This window comes from Streptomyces iconiensis (assembly GCF_028657195.3).
Lineage (GTDB): Bacteria > Actinomycetota > Actinomycetes > Streptomycetales > Streptomycetaceae > Streptomyces > Streptomyces iconiensis.
Genome location: NZ_JANCPR020000030.1, coordinates 61112 through 80252, shown reverse-complemented (window position 1 = coordinate 80252; position 19141 = coordinate 61112). Strand labels below are relative to the sequence as shown.

Sequence of the window (19141 nt, the reverse complement as noted above, 5' to 3'; positions counted from 1 at the left end):
GCGGGCTCACAGGGGGGAGAGGCGGGCCATCGTCCCGGGTTCGCCGGCCGTGCGGGGCGTCGTGGTGAGCATCTCGTCCAGGGCGTGGACGAGGATCTGCTCGACGCCGTCGGCAGCGTCCGCGTCGGCCTTGCCGCGGAAATGGCTCAGCCAGCCGTAGGGGGCCATGGAGCCGCCTGCCACGCGCGGATGGTCCCTGTCCCAGCCGCCCTCGTAGGAGCCTCCTGAGGTGCGGAGCAGGAGTTCGTCGGTCGGGATGTACGCGCAGGTCTCGTTGGCGTATCCGCCGATCCACAGGCTCTCGGGGCCGCCGTGCCGGGACCGCAGGATGCCGGCGTAACCGGAGACCAGCTCTCCGCCCGTCAGGGCCAGCGCCAGGCCGGGGGTTCCGCCGAGCTTCCATACGTGCACCGGCAGATGCACCGTGCCGGCGTAGGAGCGGGTGGCCAGTTGCCGCAGCATCACATGTGCGTGGCGGCGCCTGACGGGTGCGGTGGCGGTACCGCGCAACCGGGAGGCGAAGGCCGCGGCGAAGACGGAGTGCTCCCGCGGGGTGCGGGGGACGTCCAGGGGGAGGGCCACGCGGCGGGACTCGGCGGCCAGGGGGCCGTGGAGGGTGCGGCCCGGCCCGGCCAGGGCACGGGTGACCGCGCCGGCCAGCCGGGCGCCGACCCGCTCACAGTGGTCGGGGCCGAACTGGTCGCGCGTGCCCGGGTTCTGGTCACCCGCAGCTCCCAGGAGGAAGTGGGCGAAGGCGCCGGGCAGTGCCTCCTCGACGCGGGCGACGGCCACCCCCGGATAGTCCGAGTCGACCAGGGCTTCAACCCCGCCGGCCGCGACCGGATGGCAGCCGTAGCCGAACAGCACGGCGCGCACGCCGCCGTGCGTGTTCCGCGCCACCAGGACCGGGACCGCGACCTCCGCGTGCGGGAGCCCCGCGCGGTTGACGGCGAAGTCCTCGTGGCCCATGTGGAACTCAAGGGAACACGGGGTGGCGCGGGAGGAGAGGGTGCGCCCGACGAGGTCCGTGAGGTCGCGGACGAGGCGGCGGGTGTAGGAGCGGAGGGCCCCGGCGGACTCGTACGGAATGCCGTAGGAGATGTACGGGTCGAGGTGTTCGGGCAGAACGGGACCGCCGTGCGTATGGGTGGCGGTGAGGATGAGGCGCGCGTCGCTGACGCGGTACCGCCGGCGGACGGCGGTGCGGACCGCCTGGTGCACGGAGGGGGGAATCCCCAGTACGTCGGCGGTGACGATCAGGTGCGGCACACCGGAGTGGCGCAGAACGGTGCAGCGGGCGTACAGACGCCGCCGGACACCGGTGGCGACCCGCGGGCCACTGGTGGTGGCGTAACCGGCCAGCCACGTGTCCTTGCCCAGGCGGGGAGTGATGTCGGCCCTGCCTGTGGCGACGCTGAACGCGGGGAGGTCTCCGCCTGCGCCGCCCGCCGGCGCAGGCGCACGTGTGCGGCAGGCGGCGGCCCCGAAGACCGCCGTGCCCAGCAGTGACCGCCTCGCCAGCGGCTGGGCGCCCGGGAGGTGGCGCAGAGGATTCAGCACTCTTGTGGATATAGGCGAGTGCTGACGGCGCGTCAGTACATTGCTCCGACTCGCGGCGCGGCGCAGGGCCCCGCCACCGGTCCTGGTCCCCGGCCTGGCCCCCGCTCCTGACCCGGGGGGCGTGCCCCGGAGAGGGCCCCGTTCCCCGGGCGGGAGAGCTCACCCGGTGAGCGCGTTCGCCTCGGGGGAGGGGGCGGTGCGGGCGTCGGAGGGTGTCGGGGCCACGGGGACCTGGGCCTCCGACCAGTTCCTGACGATGTCGCGGACGGAGAGGATGCCCACCGGCTCGCGTTCGTCGAGCACGATCAGATGCCGGAAGCCGCCCCGCGACATGGCCTCGGCCGCCGCGTCCAGGGTCCACGCGGGCGTCGCGAAGACCACATCGGTCGTGGTGTGGTCCTGGGCCCGCTCCTGGTCCGGGTCCTGGCTCGCGCCGAGGGAGTTGAGGACGTCGCGCTCGGTCAGTATGCCGATTCCGCTGGTGTCCGGGTCGAGCACGACGGCGGCGCCGACCCGGCGTTCCGACATGAGGCGGGCGGCTTGGCGGAGAGTGTGGTCGGGGCCGATGGTGAGGACCACGGTGGTCATCGCGTCGTGGACGTGTCCGGGCATGAGAAGTGCCACCTCCTTGGAGGAACCCCCGCTCTCCGAGAAGGAGTTCACAAGGTCACAAGCGCTCGGATTCTCATGCTCACATGCGGCAGGAGTCCCAACAAGGGGCGCTACGCGTTCAGATAGTTCAGCGTCGATTCGTGCAGCAGCCCGTTGGAGGCCACCGCGTTGCCGCTGTGCGGACCTGGGTTGCCGTCCAGGCCGGTGAAGACGCCGCCCGCTTCCTCGACGATGATCGCGTTGGCCGCCATGTCCCACAGCGACAGCTCCGGCTCGGCGCACATGTCCACCGCGCCCTCGGCGACCAGCATGTACGGCCAGAAGTCGCCGTATCCGCGCGAGCGCCAGCAGTCGCGGGTGAGGTCGAGGAAGCCGTCCAGCATGCCGCGCTCCTCCCAGCCGTGCAGCGAGGAGTACGCGAACGAGGCGTCCCGCACCTCGGACACCTGGGAGACGCCGATCCGGGACGCCTTGGTCAGGCTGCGGCCCGTGTAGGCGCCGACGCCCTTGGCGGCCCACCAGCGGCGGCTGAGCGCGGGCGCCGACACGACACCGACGACCGGCTGCTCGCCGTTCTCGCCCAGGTCCGTCAGGGCGATCAGCGTGGCCCACACGGGGACGCCGCGCACGTAGTTCTTGGTGCCGTCGATCGGGTCGATGATCCAGCGCCGGGGGCCGTGGCCCTCCGTCCCGAACTCCTCGCCCTGCACCGCGTCCCGTGGACGCGTTCGTTGCAGCGAAGTCCGGATCAACTCCTCGGTCGCCTTGTCGGCGTCGCTCACCGGCGTCATGTCCGGCTTGGTCTCGACCTTCAGGTCGAGAGCCTTGAACCGTTCCATGGTCGCGGCGTCGGCGGCGTCGGCCAGCACATGGGCGAGACGCAGATCATCGTGGTAGTCCGGCATGTGCGAACAGTATCGAGCGGCGAAACCCCCGGCCACAGGGCCATGCGGTGCGGGCTGTATTGACACCTCTTGGCGGCGCGTCAATTCTGTGCCGCACGCCGGGCCGCCGGGCCTCGGGCTGGGGAGGCAACGATGCCTACTGCACGCGAGACCTTGCTGGAGGCCGCGCACGCCGCGGTCAGGGCACAGCCCTGGACGGGGGTGCGGATGGTCGACGTCGCGGCGGCGGCCGGGGTGTCCCGGCAGACCCTCTACAACGAGTTCGGCAGCAAGGAGGGACTCGGGGCCGCGCTCGTGAACCGGCTGGTCGAGGACTTCCTCGACGGGGCGGCGCGCGCGGTGACCGAGGCGGGCCGCACCGGCGCCGACCCCGCGGCCTGCTGCGCGGCGGCGGCGGGCTGGGTGCTGCGCAGCGCGCGGGAGGAGCCCATCGTGCGCGCTGCGCTCACCGGCTGCTGGGGGACCCGCATGCCGCTGCCCCCGGCCCGCCACGCGCCCACCGCCGGGCTGCCGGGGGAACCGGCCGAACTCGCCCTCGTGCTGCGCGACCGCGCGGTGTCCGGCCTGGACCAGGCCGGGACGCTTCCGCTCGGGGGCCCGCAGCCGGTGCCCGCGGCGCACAACGGTGGGCAGGGAAAGCTGGAACTGGCCTACGAGACCGGGTTACGGGTCGCCCTGTCGTACGTCGTCGCACCGGGAAGAGGCCCGGACGACGGGCCGTGCGGCAGGGTGGACGAGGTGGTGAGGGCACTGCTGGAGCGCAAATGACCGCTGCGGGAGAGCGGTTGGCGCGGCGTGCGCGCAGGCGTCCGGCGGGGTCCGCGTGGGCGTCCCGGAGCGTGGGTGCGGGCGGCCGGTGGGGCTGTCAGTGGGTGCTGCCGGAGAGCTGGAGACCGATGACGCCGATGATGACGAACGAGATCGAGACCAACTTGAGGGTGGAGACCATGTCGCCGAGGAAGGCCATGCCGTAGATGGCCGTACCGGCGGCACCGATGCCGGTCCACACGGCGTAGGCGGGACCGACGTCGAGCCGCTTGAGGGCGAGGGTCAGCAGGCCGAAGCTGCCCAGCGCGAAGGCACAGAAGGCGACCGTCGGCCACAGCCGGGTAAAGCCGTGAGAGAGCTTGAGGCAGACTGCGAAACCCGTCTCCAGCAGCCCCGCGACGACGACCAGCAGCCATGCCATGTGCTCTTCCTCCCGTTACTCCCTTTGGGGTCAAGCGCAAGCAAACAGTATGCAGGGGGAGGCGGATGGAAGCGATCAATCCCCTTCTCGTCTTTCGCGCGTCGCCAGGAGGCGGCGCAGCGAATGGAGCCGGGCTGGTTCCGCGTGCCCGTCGGCGACCCACTGGTCGAGCGCGCAGTCGGGTTCGTTGTGGGTGCATCCCCGTGGGCACCCGGCGGCGCCGGCTTCGAGGTCGGGGAACGCCTGGATGACGCGCGAGGGTTGGATGTGGTTCAGGCCGAACGACCGTACGCCCGGGGTGTCGATGACCCAGCCGTCCTCGCCGATCGTGGACGGGGGCAGCGGCAGCGCGAGCGCCGAGGTCGTGGTGTGCCGGCCGCGTCCCGTGACGGCGTTGACGATGCCCGTGGCGCGCTGCCGTTCCGGCACGAGCGCGTTCACCAGGGTGGTCTTGCCGACGCCGCTGTGCCCGACGAACACCGTGATCTGGCCCCGCAGCTGCTCCCGCAGGGCTTCGGCCGCCGAGCCCTCCGAGCCTTCCGCCAGCTCGTCCCTGCTGGTGACGGCGTAGCGCAGGCCCAGGGGCGCGTAGGTGTGCAACAGCGGCCCCGCGGAGGCCAGATCGGACTTCGTCAGTACGAGCAGCGGTTCGAGCCCCGCGTCGAAGGCGGCGACCAGACAGCGGTCGATGAGCCGGGAGCGGGGCTCCGGATCGGCGAGGGCCGTGACGATGGCGAGCTGGTCGGCGTTGGCGACGATGATCCGCTCGTAGGGGTCGTTGTCGTCAGCGGTTCTGCGCAGTGTCGAGGTGCGCTCCCCGACGCGCACGATGCGCGCCAGGGTGTCCTTCTCGCCCGTCAGGTCGCCGACGACGGCGACCCTGTCACCGACCACCACGCCCTTGCGGCCCAGTTCGCGTGCCTTCATCGCGGTGATCGTCCGGTCCTCGACCAGGACGGTGAGGCGGCCCCTGTCGACGGTGAGGACCAGGCCCTCGGAGGCGTCCTCGTGCTTGGGGCGGGTGTGGGTGCGGGGGCGGGTGCCCTTGCGTGAGGGGCGGAAGCGGATGTCGTCCTCGTCGGTGTGCTTGCCGTAGCGGCGCATCGCGGGAGCCCCTCAGGCTCTCTCTCCGACGGGTGTTCCGAGCATGCCCTCCCACAGGGCGGGGAAGTCGGGCAGCGTCTTGCCCGTGGTCGCGATGTTCTCGACCTGTACGCCCTCGACGGCGAGGCCGAGCAGTGCGCCGGCGGTGGCGAGGCGGTGGTCGTCGTACGTGTGGAAGACGCCGCCGTGCAGGGGGCGCGGCCGGATGCGCAGCCCGTCGTCGGTCTCGGTCACATCGCCGCCCAGGCCGTTGACCTCCTTGACGAGCGCTGCCAGCCGGTCGGTCTCGTGCAGGCGCAGGTGTGCGACTCCGCGCAGCACCGACTCGCTGTCAGCGAGCGCCGCGACGGCCGCGATGCCGGGGGTCAGTTCGCCGACGTCGCTGAGATCGACGTCGATGCCGCTGATCCGGCCGCTGCCGGTGAACGTGAGGCCGCGCTCGTCGAGTTCGTACGAGCCGCCCATGGCCGAGAAGATGTCCCGGAGCGCGTCGCCCGGCTGCGTGGTGCGCGCCGGCCAGTCGGGGACGGTGACACGGCCGCCGGTGACGAGCGCGGCGGCGAGGAAAGGCTGCGCGTTGGACAGGTCCGGCTCGACGGTCACGTCGCGGCCGAGCAGCGCTCCGGGAGTGACGCGCCACACGTTGGGCTCGCCGCCGTCCTCCGGCGCGTCCACCTGGGCACCGGCGGCACGCAGCATGTCGACGGTCATCCGGATGTGCGGCGTCGAGGGCAGCGTGCGGCCCGTGTGGCGGACCTCGACGCCCTGGTTGAAGCGGGCGCCGGACAGGAGGAGCGCGCTGACGAACTGGCTGGAGGAGGAGGCGTCGATCTCGACGGTGCCGCCCGTCAGCGAGCCGCCCCCGTGCACCGTCAGGGGCAGCGCCCCGCGCCCCGCGTCCTCGACCCGGGCGCCCAGGGTGCGCAGCGCGTCGATGACTCCGTGCAGCGGGCGCTCGTAGGCGCGCGGGTCGCCGTCGAAGCGGATGGCGCCGTCGGCGAGGGCCGCGACCGGGGGCAGGAAGCGCATGACCGTACCGGCGTTGCCCACGTCGACGGTGGCGGGCCCGTGCAGCGTGGTGGGGATCACACGCCACGCCTCACCGGAGACCGGAGCGCCCTCCACCGCAGCGGTGCGGGAGGCGGAGGAGACCGTCTCCTCGATCTGCACGCCCATCGTGCGCAGGGCCTCCGCCATCAGCAGGGTGTCGCGGGAGCGCAGCGGGCGCCGCAGCCAGCCGGGCTCGGAGGAGAGCGCAGCCAGGACGAGACCCCGGTTGGTGACCGACTTGGATCCGGGGACGGTGACGGTCGCGTCGACCGGGCCGCCCGCGGCTGTGGGGGCTGGCCAGAGGGGGGTTTCTGCGGCAGTGGTGCGCTGGTCGGTCATGGAGGCCACTTTAGTGGTTGAGCCGGGGGTCGATTCTTGATCAGATGTGGAGAAATGCTGGCGAAACATGACGCTGCTAAGGGGGCGCCGGTCCGCCCTCAGAGGCCGAGCAGCCAGCGCCCTCCGCCCAGGAGCGACAGGAGCGCGACGGCGTGGAAGAGCAGCAGCCACGCGGCGGCGGGTACGTGCGTGAGGCGGGAGAGCTGGTCGGCGTCCGAGTCCGGAGCGCCGCCGCGCCGCCGCTTCGACTGCAGCTCGAAGACGGGGCGTACGCCTCCCAGCAGCAGGAACCACACGGCGGCATAGGCGAAAGCGGCCTGCACGGAGGCGTCCGTCAGCCAGGAGACGAGCAGGAAGGCGCCGCCGGCGACGAGGACGGTGAGCACCCCGTAGGCGTTGCGGATCATGACGAGCATGGCGATCAGGAGCGCTGTCGCGCCCCACAGGAGCGCGGTGATGTGGTTGGCCGAGAGCAGCCACGCGCCGCCGAGTCCGAGCAGTGGGGGAGCGGTGTATCCGGCGGCGGCGGTCAGGACCATGCCTATTCCGGTCGGTTTCCCCCGGGAGACGGTCAGTCCTGAGGTGTCCGAGTGCAGCCGGATGCCGTCCAGACGCCTGCCGGAGACCAGGGCTATGAGCCCGTGGCCGCCCTCGTGCGCGATCGTGACCGCGTTGCGCGACAGCCGCCACACCCCGTGCGGCAGCACCGCGAGCAGCGCGACGAGCCCTGTGACGATCACCAGCCACTGGTCGGGATCCGGCTGGCTTCCGAAGACCCGGTCCCAGACGTCCGTGATGCTCGCGTTGTCCATCTTTCCGCTTGCCCTCCCCTGTTCTGTCTCCGAGGGACCTTCCTGTCCAACGGGCGGCGGCTTCGCGCCGTGCCGTGGCAGTCTTGCAGCATGTGCGGACGGTATGCAGCGAGCAGGGGGGCCGAGGACCTCGCCGGGCTCTTCGAGGTCGAGAAGTGGGATCCGGAAGAGGCGCTGGCGCCGGACTGGAACGTCGCGCCGACCAAGCAGGTGCACGCGGTGCTCGACCGCCCCGTCAAGGGCGCGGACGACCAGACTCCGGTCCGGCAGCTACGGGTGCTCAAGTGGGGCCTGGTGCCCGGCTGGGCCAAGAGCCCGGACGTGGGCGTGAAGATGATCAACGCCCGTGCGGAGACCGTCCATGAGAAGCCCGCCTACCGGCGCCCCTTCGCCGCCCGGCGCTGCCTGCTCCCGGCCGACGGCTACTACGAGTGGGTCACCGCACAGGGCGAGCTGAAGCTCGAACAGGAGGGCAGGAAGAAGCGGGCACGCAAGCAGCCCTACTTCGTGACTCCCGACGACGGCAGCGTGATGGCGATGGCCGGGCTCTACGAGTTCTGGCGGGACAAGACCCTTCCCGACGACCACCCGCTCGCCTGGTGGACGACCTGCACCGTCATCACCACGGAGGCCGAGACGGCGCCGCTGGCGAACGAGGGCGAGACGGGCGAGAACGGCCCGCGCTCGCTCGCCGACATCCACCCCCGCATGCCGCTGATGCTGCCCCCCGAGCGCTGGGACGCCTGGCTGGACCCGACCCGCGCGGACCAGGGGGAACTGCGCGCGCTGCTGGAGCCGCCGCCCGAGGGCCTGATGCGCGCCTACCCGGTCTCCACCGACGTCAGCAACGTGCGCAACAACGGGGCCGGGTTGCTCAAGGAACTGGCGGCGCCCGAGGAGGAGACGCTCTTCTGAGCCGTGTCGTCGGCTCCCGCCGGGAGAGGGCGCGGTGTCCCTGCGGGCGCTTCGCAGGCTGCCTGTGCGGTGTGGCCCGGCGCGCGGTTTCCCCGCCTCTCCGGGCCGCCCACGCGGCGCAGCCGCATGTGACGCCGCCCCCGCGCCCCGGGATTGGCAGGATGCGGTCATGAGTGAGACAGCAGGGACGGCCGAGACCGTCTCGACTCCTGCGGGCACGGCCCGCATCACCTGGCACCGCGCGAAGAACGCGCACACGGTGCTGGCACTCGGCCACGGCGCCGGCGGCGGGATCGAGGCGCGGGACCTGCGGGCCCTCGCCGCGGCGCTGCCGGCTTCCGGGGTGAGCGTCGCGCTGGTGGAGCAGCCGTGGCGGGTGGCGGGCAAGAAGGTCGCCCCGGCACCCGCGACCCTCGACGCGGCCTGGACGGCGCTCTGGCCGGCCCTGGAGCGCCCCGGACTGCCCGTCGTCGCGGGCGGGCGCAGCGCCGGGGCCAGGGTGGCCTGCCGTACGGGCAGGGAACTGGGCGCGCGTGCGGTCCTCGCGCTGTCCTTTCCGCTGCACCCGCCGGGCAAGCCGGAGAAGTCCCGCGCGGGCGAGCTGACGGGGACGGGGCTTCCCGTGCTGGTGGTGCAGGGCGGACGCGACCCGTTCGGGCGTCCCGGGGAGTTCCCCGAGGGCACGCGGGTGGTGGAGGTGCCCTACGGGGACCACGGTTTCGCCGTGCCCAAGAAGGCGGACCTCTCGGAGGAGCAGGCGATGGATGTGATCGCCGCCTCGGTGACCGACTGGCTCGGCCGGGAATGAGACGCGGGGGACGGCAGTTGTACGGAGAGTCGGTACACGTACGCACAGCACCACGAGGAGAGGGAGCCGCCCGTATGGGTTCTGTCGCTTGCCCGGAGCGCCCGCAGGCCGTTGACCTGGACTGGGCCACGGTGGCGCTGTCCGGAGGCTCGAAGATTCGAGCGGCGGACGGTACGGATCGTCGTCTATTCTCCGATTCGAGCGAGTCCTCGTTCGGACTCGTCACGACGTTGGAGGAGGTGGGTCCTGTCACCGGGACCGATGGCGGCGGAAGTGCTCAGCAGAATCAGGCGTCCGAGACCGAGGAGCAGCGCAGCGCGCGCTTCGAGCGGGACGCTCTCACCTTCCTCGACCAGATGTATTCGGCCGCGCTGCGCATGACGCGCAATCCGGCCGATGCCGAGGATCTGGTGCAGGAGACGTATGCCAAGGCGTACGCGTCCTTCCACCAGTTCCGTGAGGGCACCAATCTCAAGGCGTGGCTGTACCGCATTCTCACGAACACGTTCATCAACTCGTACCGCAAGAAGCAGCGTGAACCCCAGCGCAGTGCGGCGGAGGAGATCGAGGACTGGCAGCTCGCGCGGGCCGAGTCGCACATGTCGACCGGGCTGCGTTCGGCCGAGGCCCAGGCCCTCGACCACCTGCCCGACTCGGATGTGAAAGAAGCGCTCCAGGCGATCCCCGAGGAGTTCCGCATCGCGGTCTATCTGGCCGATGTCGAGGGCTTTGCCTACAAGGAGATCGCGGACATCATGGGGACACCTATCGGCACGGTGATGTCCCGTCTGCACCGGGGACGGCGCCAGCTTCGCGAGATGCTGGAGGGTTACGCCCAGGAGCGTGGCCTGGTTCCGGCCGGCGCGGCGGCGGACGGGTCGCAAGACCGGAAAGGCTCGGGCTCATGAGTTGCGGAGATCCGCACGAGACGGACTGCTCTGAGGTCCTGGACCACCTCTATGAGTACCTGGACCGGGAGATGCCCGACAGCGACTGCGAGAAGTTCAAGGAGCACTTCGACGAATGCTCCCCGTGCTTCGAGAAGTACGGACTGGAGCAGGAGGTCAAGAAGCTCGTCAAGCGCTGCTGCGGGCAGGACGACGTTCCCACCGATCTGCGGGCCAAGGTGATGAGCCGGATCGAGGTGATCCGGCAGGGCGAAGGGCCCGAGGCGTCGACGGGCGGTGCGGTGGGCGCCGCCGGGCCGGCGGGAACCACCGGTTCCGCCGGAACGTCCGGTACCGGAGGGCTCTCCGGCCCCACTGGGACGGCCGGTTCCGCCGGGACTGCCGGCGCCACCGCACACGCGGGGGCCGTCGGACAGAAGGCAGGGGCCGGAGCCGGGGCAGGGAGCGTTCCGCAGGACGACGAGGCAGCCTCCGCGGCGGACAAGAACCCCGCCTGACACGGGAGTTCGCCCTGTTCAGAGCCGACCGGGCTGTGTGACCGTTTCTCTCCGCTCTCACTCTTTCGTGTGAGCACTTCTTCTCCCGTACGGGGGAACGCGGCCACGAGCCACCCCCCGGCGCGCATACCGCCATATCCTCCCCGGATTGTCAGAGGTGGGGAGGAGGCACACGATGCGTGCTCGGGGAGCCGAGCTACCGGTGGCGGCGCGCGCCACAGTCGCCTGCGCGGCGCTCGCCGCCGCACTGTGCACGGCGCCGGCGCTGGAGCGGCACCGGGAGACGGAATGGACGGCGGTGCTGCCGCTCGCCGCGCTCTACGCGCTGTGCGAGTACGCGCCCCGCTGTCCTTTGATGAGACGCCGGATGCCCAACGGGCCCGGCGCGCTGCGCCCGGTGTTCTTCCCGGTCCTCCTCGCGGCCGTCTGTCTGCTGCCGCCCTCCGCCGCCGCGCTCACGGCCGTCCCCGGAGCGCTTGTCGGCCGCGTCGACCCCCGCCACGCGCCGGCCCGCCGTGTCTGGCACGCGGCCCGGCTCACCCTCGCGCTGTGTGCCGCCTCCCATGTGAGCGAACTGCTGGGCGTAGACGCGGGCCAGGCGCGGTTCCCGTACGCGCTGCTGCCCGCCATGACGGCCGCGCTCACGCTCTGCGCCGTGCTCACGGCGCTGGACGGCTGGATCCTCGTCACGGCCGAGCGCTGTTCGCCGCGTACCGCGTGGCGCGGTCAGCTGGCGCGCTCGGCGGGGCCGCATGTCGTGCACGGGCTGGCCGGGCTGATGATGGCGGTGCTGTGGCGCAGTGCCTACGGGCCCGTGGCCGCGATGTTCGTGCTGCTGCCGATGTGCATCTGCTCCTGGGTCTTCGCGCAGTACCAGCGCGAACGCGGGGCGCACCAGGCCACCATCCGGGCGCTGGTGCAGGCCGTCGACATCAAGGACCGCTACACGCGCGGCCACAGCGAACGCGTGGGCCGCGCCTCCGTGCTGATCGCGCGGGAGCTGGGCATGGGCGAGGAACGCACGGAGACGCTGCGCTTCGCCGGCATCCTGCACGACGTCGGCAAACTCGGCGTCCCCACCCGCCTGTTGCGCAAGGACGGCCCCCTCACACCGCAGGAACGCCGTGTGATCGAACTGCACCCGGAGTACGGGCACGAGATGGTGCGCGGCATCGGCTTCCTCGGCGAGGCACGCTCGGCGATCCTGCACCACCACGAACGCATGGACGGCAGCGGCTATCCGTACGGTCTCTCCGGCACCGACATCCCGGAGTTCGCGCGGGTCGTCGCCGTCGCCGACGCCTTCGACGCGATGACCTCCACCCGGAGTTACCGCCGCGCGCGGCCCGTTCCCGTGGCGCTGGAGGAGCTTCGCCGGTGCGCCGGAACGCAGTTCGACCCCCGTATGGTCGCCGCGCTCATCGGCGCTCTGGAGCGGCAGGACTGGTCGGTGGCCGTGACGGCCGACCTGCCCGGCGAGCCCGTACCGGCCAACGCGCCGCAGGAGACGCCCGGTGCGCCCCCTGAGGGGCCGGACACCGGCGCGGAGAGCGGGGATCCGGCGGGGCGCCGCGCGAGCGGAAACGTCCCGGCCGTATGAGCACCGCGCCTTCCGTGCCCCGTTTCGTGGCCGTGCTGTACGCCGCGGCAGCCGCGCTGTGCGCCGCCGCGCTCTGCCATGTGCTGTGGCACGGTGTGGCCCAGCCCGGGATCGCGCTGGTCTTCGGACTCGTCATCGCCGTCGGTGAGTTGACGCGCGTCCGCCTGGAGGGCGCCGACGGCGACGTACGGGCCGTGGGACCGCTCGGCGGCGCGGGGGCGCTCGGCTACGCCATGCTCGGCGAGGTGCACCACGAGCCCACCTCACACGGGGTGCTCCAGGTCGTCGCCGTCGCCGTCGTGGCCTCTCTCGTGGGGCTCGCGCCGCACGTCGCGCTCGGCAGGGCGCCGGGACTTGACGTGGTGTCGCGCACCGTACTGGGCGTGGGCTTCGCAGCGGGCTGCTTCCAACCGCTCTACAACAGCGGCCTTCTGGGGCAGATCACGGCTCCGGGGCCCGGATACGCACTGTGTCTGTTCGGTATCACGCTGCTCACCGGGCTGTTCGACGTGCTGCTCGCCGCCGCGGTCGTCGCGGCGCGTACCGCGTGGCCGTTCCCGCCGCTGCTGCGCGAGGAGTTGCGCACCCGTCTGAGCATCGTTCCCGCCATGGCGGCCACCGGCGCCGTGCTCGCGCTCGCGGTCGCCGTGGCGGGCCTGTGGGCGCTTCCGGTCTTCTGCGTACCGCTGCTGCTCACGCAGTTCTCCTTCCGCCGTTACACCTCCGTACGGGCGACATACCGGCAGACGATCTCCTCCCTCGCCCGTGCGACGGAGGTCGCCGGATACACCCCGCGCGGGCACGCGCGCCGAGTGGCCGACCTCAGCCGCGCGGTGGGGCGTGAGCTGGGCCTCGCGGAGGCCGAACTCACTGTGCTGGAGTACGCGGCGCTCATGCACGACATCGGCCAGCTCTCGCTCGTCGACCCCGTGCCCGGAGGGGCGACGGAGCCGCTGGAGCCGGCGGAGCGGCGCCGGATCGCGCTGCTCGGCGGTGCGGTCGTGCGCCAGACAGGCGTGCACGGGCACATCGCCTCAGTGGTGGAACGCCAGGCAGACCCCTACCGGGAGCAACCGGTGACCGCCCGTGTCATCCGTACGGTCAACGCGTATGACGACCTGCGCACAGGGCGCGGCGGCGAAGCACCCGCCGGGCCGTGCCAGGCGCTGGAGCAGCTCCGTCTGGCCACCGCGCGTGACTACGAACCACGGGTGGTGGAAGCCCTGTCACGCGTTGTGTCCCGGGGCTTCGAAGCATGACGCACGGGTAATGAGCGAGCACCCGAGCGGGCATGGTTGGATGCGAAGGGGGAACCGCGAAAGGCGCGTACGGCGCGGTGCGCACAGCGCGCAGGACCTCAGCGACAGGCGGGAAGTCAGACGGAAACGGCGGATTCGGCAGGGACACAGTGAGGATCTTCGGCAAGGTGCGGCACCGTCCCTCCGCCTCCTGGCGGCAGGCGACGGACCGCGCGTTCACGCTTATCGGCGACGGGCGTTACGAGGACGCGGGCGCTCTGCTCACCCGCGCCGCCGATCTGGAGCCGTGGCTCTCGGAGTCCTGGTTCAACCTCGCGCTGCTGCACAAGTTCCGGCACGACTGGGAGCAGGCGCGGGCGGCCGGGCTCCGCGCGGTCGCACTGCTGGACCGCGAGACGGGGGCGCCCGACTGGTGGAACGTCGGCATCGCGGCGACGGCGCTGCAGGACTGGCCACTGGCACGCCGCGCCTGGCAGGCGTACGGGCTGCATGTGCCAGGGCACGCACAGACAGCGGCGGCGGCCGGAGAGCCCTCGGGAATGCACCTGGGCAGCGCGGCCGTGCGGCTCTCGCCCGAGGGCGAGGCCGAGGTCGTGTGGGGGCGGCGCATCGACCCGGCGCGGATGGAGATCCAGAGCATCCCGCTGCCCTCTTCGGGGCGGCGCTGGGGCGAGGTCGTGCTGCACGACGGCGTACCGCACGGTGAGCGGACCACGGCGGCCGGCCCCTCGTACCCCGTGTTCGACGAGATCGAGCTGTGGGCGCCCTCTCCCGTCCCCACGTGGGTCGTACTGCTGGAGGCCGCCTCGGAGGCCGACAGGGACGCGCTGGAGCGCCTGGCGGCCGACGCGGGCTTCGCGGCCGAGGACTGGTCCTCGTCCGTGCGCCTGCTGTGCAGGGCCTGCTCGGAGAGCGCCATGCCGGCCGACGAGGGCGACGGCAGCGTGCACCTGGATCCGCACGACCACAGTTCCCCAGGTCACCCCGGTCCTCTCGGGCACATGACGGCCGGCGGGCCGGGCGAGCTGTGGGTGCCCGAGCGGGAGTGCGGCCTCGCGGCGCCCTCGGCCCTGGTGCGGGGCCTGCTGGACGGTTGGGTCGCCGACAGTCCGGACACCCGGGAGTGGCGGGATCTGGAGGAGGTCTGCTGAGTACCCCCGTACGGCCCCGTACTCTGTAGGGCGACGAGACAGCGTGCAAGGGTCGCAGGAAGGCGTACGACGGCATGGCGCAGCAACAGGAAACCAGGGCCGAGTCGGCCGGTGTCAGCGGTGAGGGGCTCGTCGGCGGCACGGACGACACGACGGACGCCGGTGCGCGCGAGGAGGCACATCGCGCGCGCGGCACGGCCCGGCCTGTCACGGTCGTCGGCAATCCGGTCCTGCACCGCGAGTGCCGGGAGGTGACGGAGTTCGGCGACGAACTGGCCGCGCTGATCGACGACATGTTCGCCAGCCAGCGTGCCGCGGAGGGCGTGGGGCTCGCGGCCAACCAGATCGGCGTCGACCTGAAGGTCTTCGTCTACGACTGCTGGGACGACGACGGTGTGCGGCACGTCGGTGCCGTGTGCAACCCGGTGCTCGACCAACTCCCCGCGGAGGACCGGGTCCTGGACGACGGCAACGAGGGCTGCCTGTCCGTCCCCGGCGCCTACCACCCGCTCGCGCGCCCCGACTACGCGGTCGTGCGCGGCCAGGACGCCGAAGGCAAGCCGATCGCCGTCGAGGGCACGGGCTACTTCGCGCGCTGCCTCCAGCACGAGACCGACCACCTGCACGGGTACCTCTACATCGACCGGCTCTCCAAGAGGGAGCGCAAGGACGTACTCCGGCAGATGGCCGAGAGCACGCCCCGCTACGACGTCGTGCCGAACGAGGAATGAGCCGCCCGCGCCCCAGGTGCGGTGGCGCGGGCGGCTGCGCCGGCTAGAAGTCGTCGTCGAAGGAGACCGAGCCTTCGACGGCGACCTGGTAGGCCGAGGGGCGCCGCTCGAAGAAGTTGGTCAGCTCCTGGACGTTCTGCAGCTCCATGAAGGAGAACGGGTTGCTGGAGCCGTACCGCGCGGGGAAGCCGAGGCGCAGCAGCCGCTGATCGGCCACGGCTTCGAGATAAGCACGCATGGACTCGGTGTTCATGCCCGGCAGGCCCTCGCCGCACAGGTCGCGTGCGAACTGCAGCTCCGCCTCGACCGCCTCCTCCAGCATGGAGGTGACCTCCTGCTCCAGCGCGTCGTCGAACAGCTCGGGCTCCTCGGCGCGGACGGTGTCCACGACGTCGAAGGCGAACGCCATGTGCATCGACTCGTCCCGGAAGACCCAGTTGGTGCCCGTCGCCAGCCCGTGCAGCAGCCCGCGGGAGCGGAACCAGTAGACGTACGCGAACGCGCCGTAGAAGAACAGCCCCTCGATGCAGGCGGCGAAGCAGATCAGGTTGAGCAGGAAGCGGCGCCGGTCGGAAGCGCTCTCCAACTGGTCGATCCGCTCCGCGCCCTCCGCACCGTCCGCGCCCTCAAGCGCGGCCATCCACCGGAAGCAGAACTGCGCCTTCTCCCTGATGGAGGGGATGTTCTCGACGGCGGCGAACGCCTCGACCCGCTCGTCGTGATCGGGCAGATAGGTGTCCAGCAGCGTCAGATAGAACTGGACGTGCACGGCCTCCTCGAACAGCTGCCGTGACAGGTACAGGCGCGCTTCGGGGGAGTTGATGTGCTTGTAGAGCGTCAGCACGAGGTTGTTGGCGACGATGGAGTCCCCGGTGGCGAAGAACGCGACCAGCCGGCTGATCATGTGCTGTTCACCGGCGGAGAGCTTCGCGAGGTCGCTGACGTCGGAGTGCAGGTCGACCTCCTCGACGGTCCAGGTGTTCTTGATGGCGTCCCTGTAGCGCTCGTAGAAGTGCGGATAGCGCATGGGACGCAGGGTCAGTTCGAAGCCGGGGTCGAGCAGGTTCCTGGCGGGAGCGTGCGCCGTGGTGGCCGCGGGTGCCGCGGTGGTGTCGGTGGACGGCATTACTGGCAGACCTCGCAGGACTCGGGGTTTTCCAGGGAGCAGGCGACGGCTTCCGCCGTCGCGGGGACAGCGGTGCGTGCGGGGGCGGACGCGGTTGTGCTGGGGTCAGCGGCGGCCACGGCTGAGCCGGCGCCCGCCGCCTGCCCGATACGGGTCGCGGGGCGCGACCGCAAGTAGTACGTGGTCTTGATGCCGCGCTTCCAGGCGTACGCGTACATCGAGCTGAGCTTCCCGATGGTGGGGGAGGACAGGAAGAGGTTCAGGGACTGGCTCTGGTCCAGATACGGGGTGCGCGCGGCGGCCATGTCGATCAGGGCGCGCTGCGGGATCTCCCAGGCCGTGCGGTACAGCTCCCTGACGTGCGCGGGCAGCCAGTCCAGGCCGGCGACCGAGCCGTTGGCCTCCCGCAGGGCCTCGCGGGCACGCGCGTCCCACAGGCCGAGCCGCTTCAGCTCGTCGACGAGGTACGCGTTCACCTGGAGGAACTCGCCGCTGAGCGTCTCGCGCTTGAACAGGTTGGACACCTGCGGCTCGATGCACTCGTAGACGCCCGCGATCGAGGCGATGGTCGCGGTCGGAGCGATGGCGAGCAGCAGGGAGTTGCGCATGCCGGTGCGCGCGATGCGTGCCCGCAGGGCCGTCCACCGCTCGGGCCACGCCTGCCCCGCGCGTGCCCGCGGGTAGTGGTCCGGGTGCAGCACGCCCTGTGCCGTACGTGTCAACTCCCATGCGCCGTGCGGGCCGTGGCGCTCCGCCAGGTCCGCCGAGGTCTCGTAGGCGGCGAGCATCACGCGTTCGGCGATGCGGGTGGACAGCTCGGTGGCCCCGGGGGAGTCGAAGGGGAGGCCCAGCCGGAAGAAGACGTCCTGGAGGCCCATCACGCCCAGTCCGACGGGCCGCCAGCGGGAGTTGGAGCCGGACGCCTGCTCGGTCGGGTAGTAGTTGATGTCCACCACCCGGTCCAGGAACGTCACCGCGGTACGGACGGTGGCGTCCAGGCGCTCCCAGTCCATCCGGCCGTCGTCGCCCAGGTGGGCGGCGAGGTTCACGGAGCCGAGGTTGCACACGGCGGTCTCGCCGTCGTCCGTGACCTCCAGGATCTCCGTGCACAGGTTCGAGGAGTGCACGGTGCGGCCGGGCTGCGCCGTCTGGTTGGCCGTGCGGTTGGACGTGTCCTTGAACGTCATCCAGCCGTTTCCGGTCTGCGCGAGGGTGCGCATCATCGCCCCGTACAACTGCCGTGCCGGTACCCGCTTCCGGCAGCGCCCCTCCGCCTCGGCCCTGCGGTAGGCGGCGTCGAAAGCGTCGCCCCACAGGTCCACCAGCTCGGGTGCGTCCGAGGGCGAGAACAGCGACCACTCCTCGTCGGCCTCGACGCGCCGCATGAACTCGTCCGGCACCCAGTGCGCGAGGTTGAGGTTGTGGGTGCGGCGGGCCTCCTCGCCGGTGTTGTCGCGCAGTTCGAGGAACTCCTCGATGTCCGCGTGCCACGTCTCCAGGTACACGCACGCGGCGCCCTTGCGCCTGCCGCCCTGGTTCACGGCGGCGACGGACGAGTCCAGCGTGCGCAGGAACGGGACGATCCCGTTCGAGTGCCCGTTCGTGCCGCGGATGAGGGCTCCGCGTGCCCGTACACGTGAGTAGGAGAGGCCGATGCCGCCCGCGTGCTTGGAGAGGCGGGCGATCTGGTGGTAGCGCTCGTAGATCGAGTCCAGTTCGTCCTTCGGCGAGTCCAGCAGATAGCACGAGGACATCTGCGGGTGGCGCGTACCGGAGTTGAACAGCGTGGGGGAGGAGGGCAGATACGCCAGCGAACTGGTGAGCGCGTACAGCTCGGCCACCTCGTCGAGCGCGGCCCGTGAGCCGTCGGCCGCGAGCCCGCACGCGACGCGCAGCAGGAAGTGCTGCGGTGTCTCGATCGCCCGGCGCGTGCGGGGATGGCGCAGCAGATACCGCGACTGCACCGTGCGCAGCCCGAAGTAGCCGAACCGGTCGTCGGCGCCTTCGCCGACCGCCGAGGAGACGAGCGCGTCCAGCCGGTCGGCGTACGTACGGACGAAGGCGGCCGTCGCCTCTCCGATCAGCCCCTCGGCATGCCCCAGCGCGACCGAGTCCGAGAACGAGGTGACGCCCTGCGACGCCGTCTCGTCCCGGATCGTGAGCGTCAGCAGCCGCGCGGCGAGCCGTGAGTACGCCGGGTCCTCGCCGATCAGACCTGCCGCTGCCTCCGTCGCCAGCTCCCGCAACTCGGCGGCTGTGGCGCCCGGTTGACGGCCCCGCAGCACGGCCTTCCGGACGCGCGCGGGGTCGGTGCCGGCGAGGTCAGCCGTGAGGGACCCCAGCGTGCGGTGGAGGGCGTCAGCGGCGTGGTCGGCGTGGTCGGCGTGCCCCGGGTGCTCTGTGTGATCCGTGTGGCCGGTGGGCCCACCGGGGTCCGGGGCCTCCGCGTGTCCGGGTCCTGGAGCCCCCGCCTGTCCGGGTTCTGGGGCCTCTGTGCGTCCGGGGGCGGGGGCCTCTGCCGGGCCCGCCTGGCTCTGCTCCGTGACGGTGGGTGCGATGGTCACTCGGTGCTCTC

The 19141-nt window shown here is 71.8% G+C and carries 17 protein-coding genes and 1 pseudogene; 9 read left to right on the top strand and 9 right to left on the bottom strand.

Features of this window, described 5'->3' with window-relative positions:
- Positions 1 to 6: 6 nt before the first annotated feature.
- From NMN56_RS27215 to hisN, 3 genes are all read right to left on the bottom strand, one after another.
- Positions 7 to 1560 carry a neutral/alkaline non-lysosomal ceramidase N-terminal domain-containing protein gene (locus NMN56_RS27215; RefSeq protein ID WP_274040776.1) on the bottom strand — a complete coding sequence of 518 codons (1554 nt, stop codon included), beginning with the start codon at positions 1558 to 1560 and terminating at the stop codon, positions 7 to 9.
- 159 nt (positions 1561 to 1719) lie between these two features.
- Complete coding sequence (locus tag NMN56_RS27210; RefSeq protein ID WP_274040775.1) at positions 1720 to 2172, bottom strand: CBS domain-containing protein; 453 nt, start codon at positions 2170 to 2172, stop codon at positions 1720 to 1722.
- Positions 2173 to 2282: 110 nt separating this feature from the next.
- Positions 2283 to 3077 (bottom strand): histidinol-phosphatase, encoded by a 795-nt coding sequence (gene hisN / locus NMN56_RS27205; protein WP_274040774.1) that lies wholly within the window; start codon positions 3075 to 3077, stop codon positions 2283 to 2285.
- A 132-nt stretch (positions 3078 to 3209) separates the two neighbouring features.
- Here hisN and NMN56_RS27200 point away from each other — a divergent pair, with 132 nt between their 5' ends.
- Entirely contained in the window at positions 3210 to 3845 is a 636-nt protein-coding gene (locus NMN56_RS27200) for a TetR/AcrR family transcriptional regulator (protein ID WP_274040773.1), read from the top strand.
- Between the two features lie 97 nt (positions 3846 to 3942).
- Here NMN56_RS27200 and NMN56_RS27195 read toward each other — a convergent pair whose 3' ends face one another.
- From NMN56_RS27195 to NMN56_RS27180, 4 genes are all read right to left on the bottom strand, one after another.
- Positions 3943 to 4266: a DMT family transporter gene (locus NMN56_RS27195; RefSeq protein ID WP_274040772.1), complete on the bottom strand. Its 324-nt coding sequence runs from the start codon at positions 4264 to 4266 to the stop codon at positions 3943 to 3945.
- A gap of 75 nt (positions 4267 to 4341) precedes the next feature.
- Positions 4342 to 5370: a ribosome small subunit-dependent GTPase A gene (rsgA, locus tag NMN56_RS27190; protein WP_274040771.1), complete on the bottom strand. Its 1029-nt coding sequence runs from the start codon at positions 5368 to 5370 to the stop codon at positions 4342 to 4344.
- Between the two features lie 12 nt (positions 5371 to 5382).
- Complete coding sequence (gene aroA / locus NMN56_RS27185) at positions 5383 to 6759, bottom strand: 3-phosphoshikimate 1-carboxyvinyltransferase (RefSeq protein WP_274040770.1); 1377 nt, start codon at positions 6757 to 6759, stop codon at positions 5383 to 5385.
- Between the two features lie 98 nt (positions 6760 to 6857).
- Complete coding sequence (locus tag NMN56_RS27180; protein ID WP_274040769.1) at positions 6858 to 7571, bottom strand: M50 family metallopeptidase; 714 nt, start codon at positions 7569 to 7571, stop codon at positions 6858 to 6860.
- Between the two features lie 90 nt (positions 7572 to 7661).
- Between NMN56_RS27180 and NMN56_RS27175 the strand changes: the two genes are divergently transcribed.
- The 8 genes and pseudogenes from NMN56_RS27175 (at position 7662) to def (ending at position 15440) form a co-directional block, all read left to right on the top strand.
- A complete protein-coding gene (locus tag NMN56_RS27175; protein ID WP_274040768.1) occupies positions 7662 to 8486 on the top strand; it encodes an SOS response-associated peptidase in 825 nt (274 codons plus the stop codon).
- 169 nt (positions 8487 to 8655) lie between these two features.
- Positions 8656 to 9294, top strand: a complete 639-nt coding sequence (locus NMN56_RS27170; protein ID WP_274040767.1) for an alpha/beta hydrolase family protein — start codon at positions 8656 to 8658, stop codon at positions 9292 to 9294.
- A 239-nt stretch (positions 9295 to 9533) separates the two neighbouring features.
- Entirely contained in the window at positions 9534 to 10202 is a 669-nt protein-coding gene (locus tag NMN56_RS27165) for a sigma-70 family RNA polymerase sigma factor (protein WP_274041073.1), read from the top strand.
- Positions 10199 to 10501, top strand: a pseudogene (gene rsrA, locus NMN56_RS27160) (mycothiol system anti-sigma-R factor); the annotation flags it as partial. The gene NMN56_RS27165 and the pseudogene rsrA, both read left to right, overlap by 4 nt.
- Before the next feature lie 373 nt (positions 10502 to 10874).
- Complete coding sequence (locus NMN56_RS27155; RefSeq protein WP_274040766.1) at positions 10875 to 12299, top strand: HD-GYP domain-containing protein; 1425 nt, start codon at positions 10875 to 10877, stop codon at positions 12297 to 12299.
- Complete coding sequence (locus tag NMN56_RS27150) at positions 12296 to 13558, top strand: HD-GYP domain-containing protein (protein ID WP_274040765.1); 1263 nt, start codon at positions 12296 to 12298, stop codon at positions 13556 to 13558. The genes NMN56_RS27155 and NMN56_RS27150 overlap by 4 nt, the downstream gene beginning before the upstream one ends.
- A gap of 149 nt (positions 13559 to 13707) precedes the next feature.
- Positions 13708 to 14709, top strand: a complete 1002-nt coding sequence (locus NMN56_RS27145) for a tetratricopeptide repeat protein (RefSeq protein ID WP_274040764.1) — start codon at positions 13708 to 13710, stop codon at positions 14707 to 14709.
- Positions 14710 to 14783: 74 nt separating this feature from the next.
- Positions 14784 to 15440: a peptide deformylase gene (def, locus tag NMN56_RS27140; protein WP_274040763.1), complete on the top strand. Its 657-nt coding sequence runs from the start codon at positions 14784 to 14786 to the stop codon at positions 15438 to 15440.
- Positions 15441 to 15483: 43 nt separating this feature from the next.
- On the opposite strand, the gene NMN56_RS27135 is transcribed toward def, so the two are convergent.
- A complete protein-coding gene (locus tag NMN56_RS27135) occupies positions 15484 to 16566 on the bottom strand; it encodes a ribonucleotide-diphosphate reductase subunit beta (protein WP_274040762.1) in 1083 nt (360 codons plus the stop codon).
- Positions 16566 to 18908, bottom strand: coding sequence for a ribonucleoside-diphosphate reductase subunit alpha (locus NMN56_RS27130; protein ID WP_274041072.1), 2343 nt, complete (start codon positions 18906 to 18908; stop codon positions 16566 to 16568). The genes NMN56_RS27135 and NMN56_RS27130 overlap by 1 nt, the downstream gene beginning before the upstream one ends.
- Positions 18909 to 19141 lie beyond the last annotated feature (233 nt).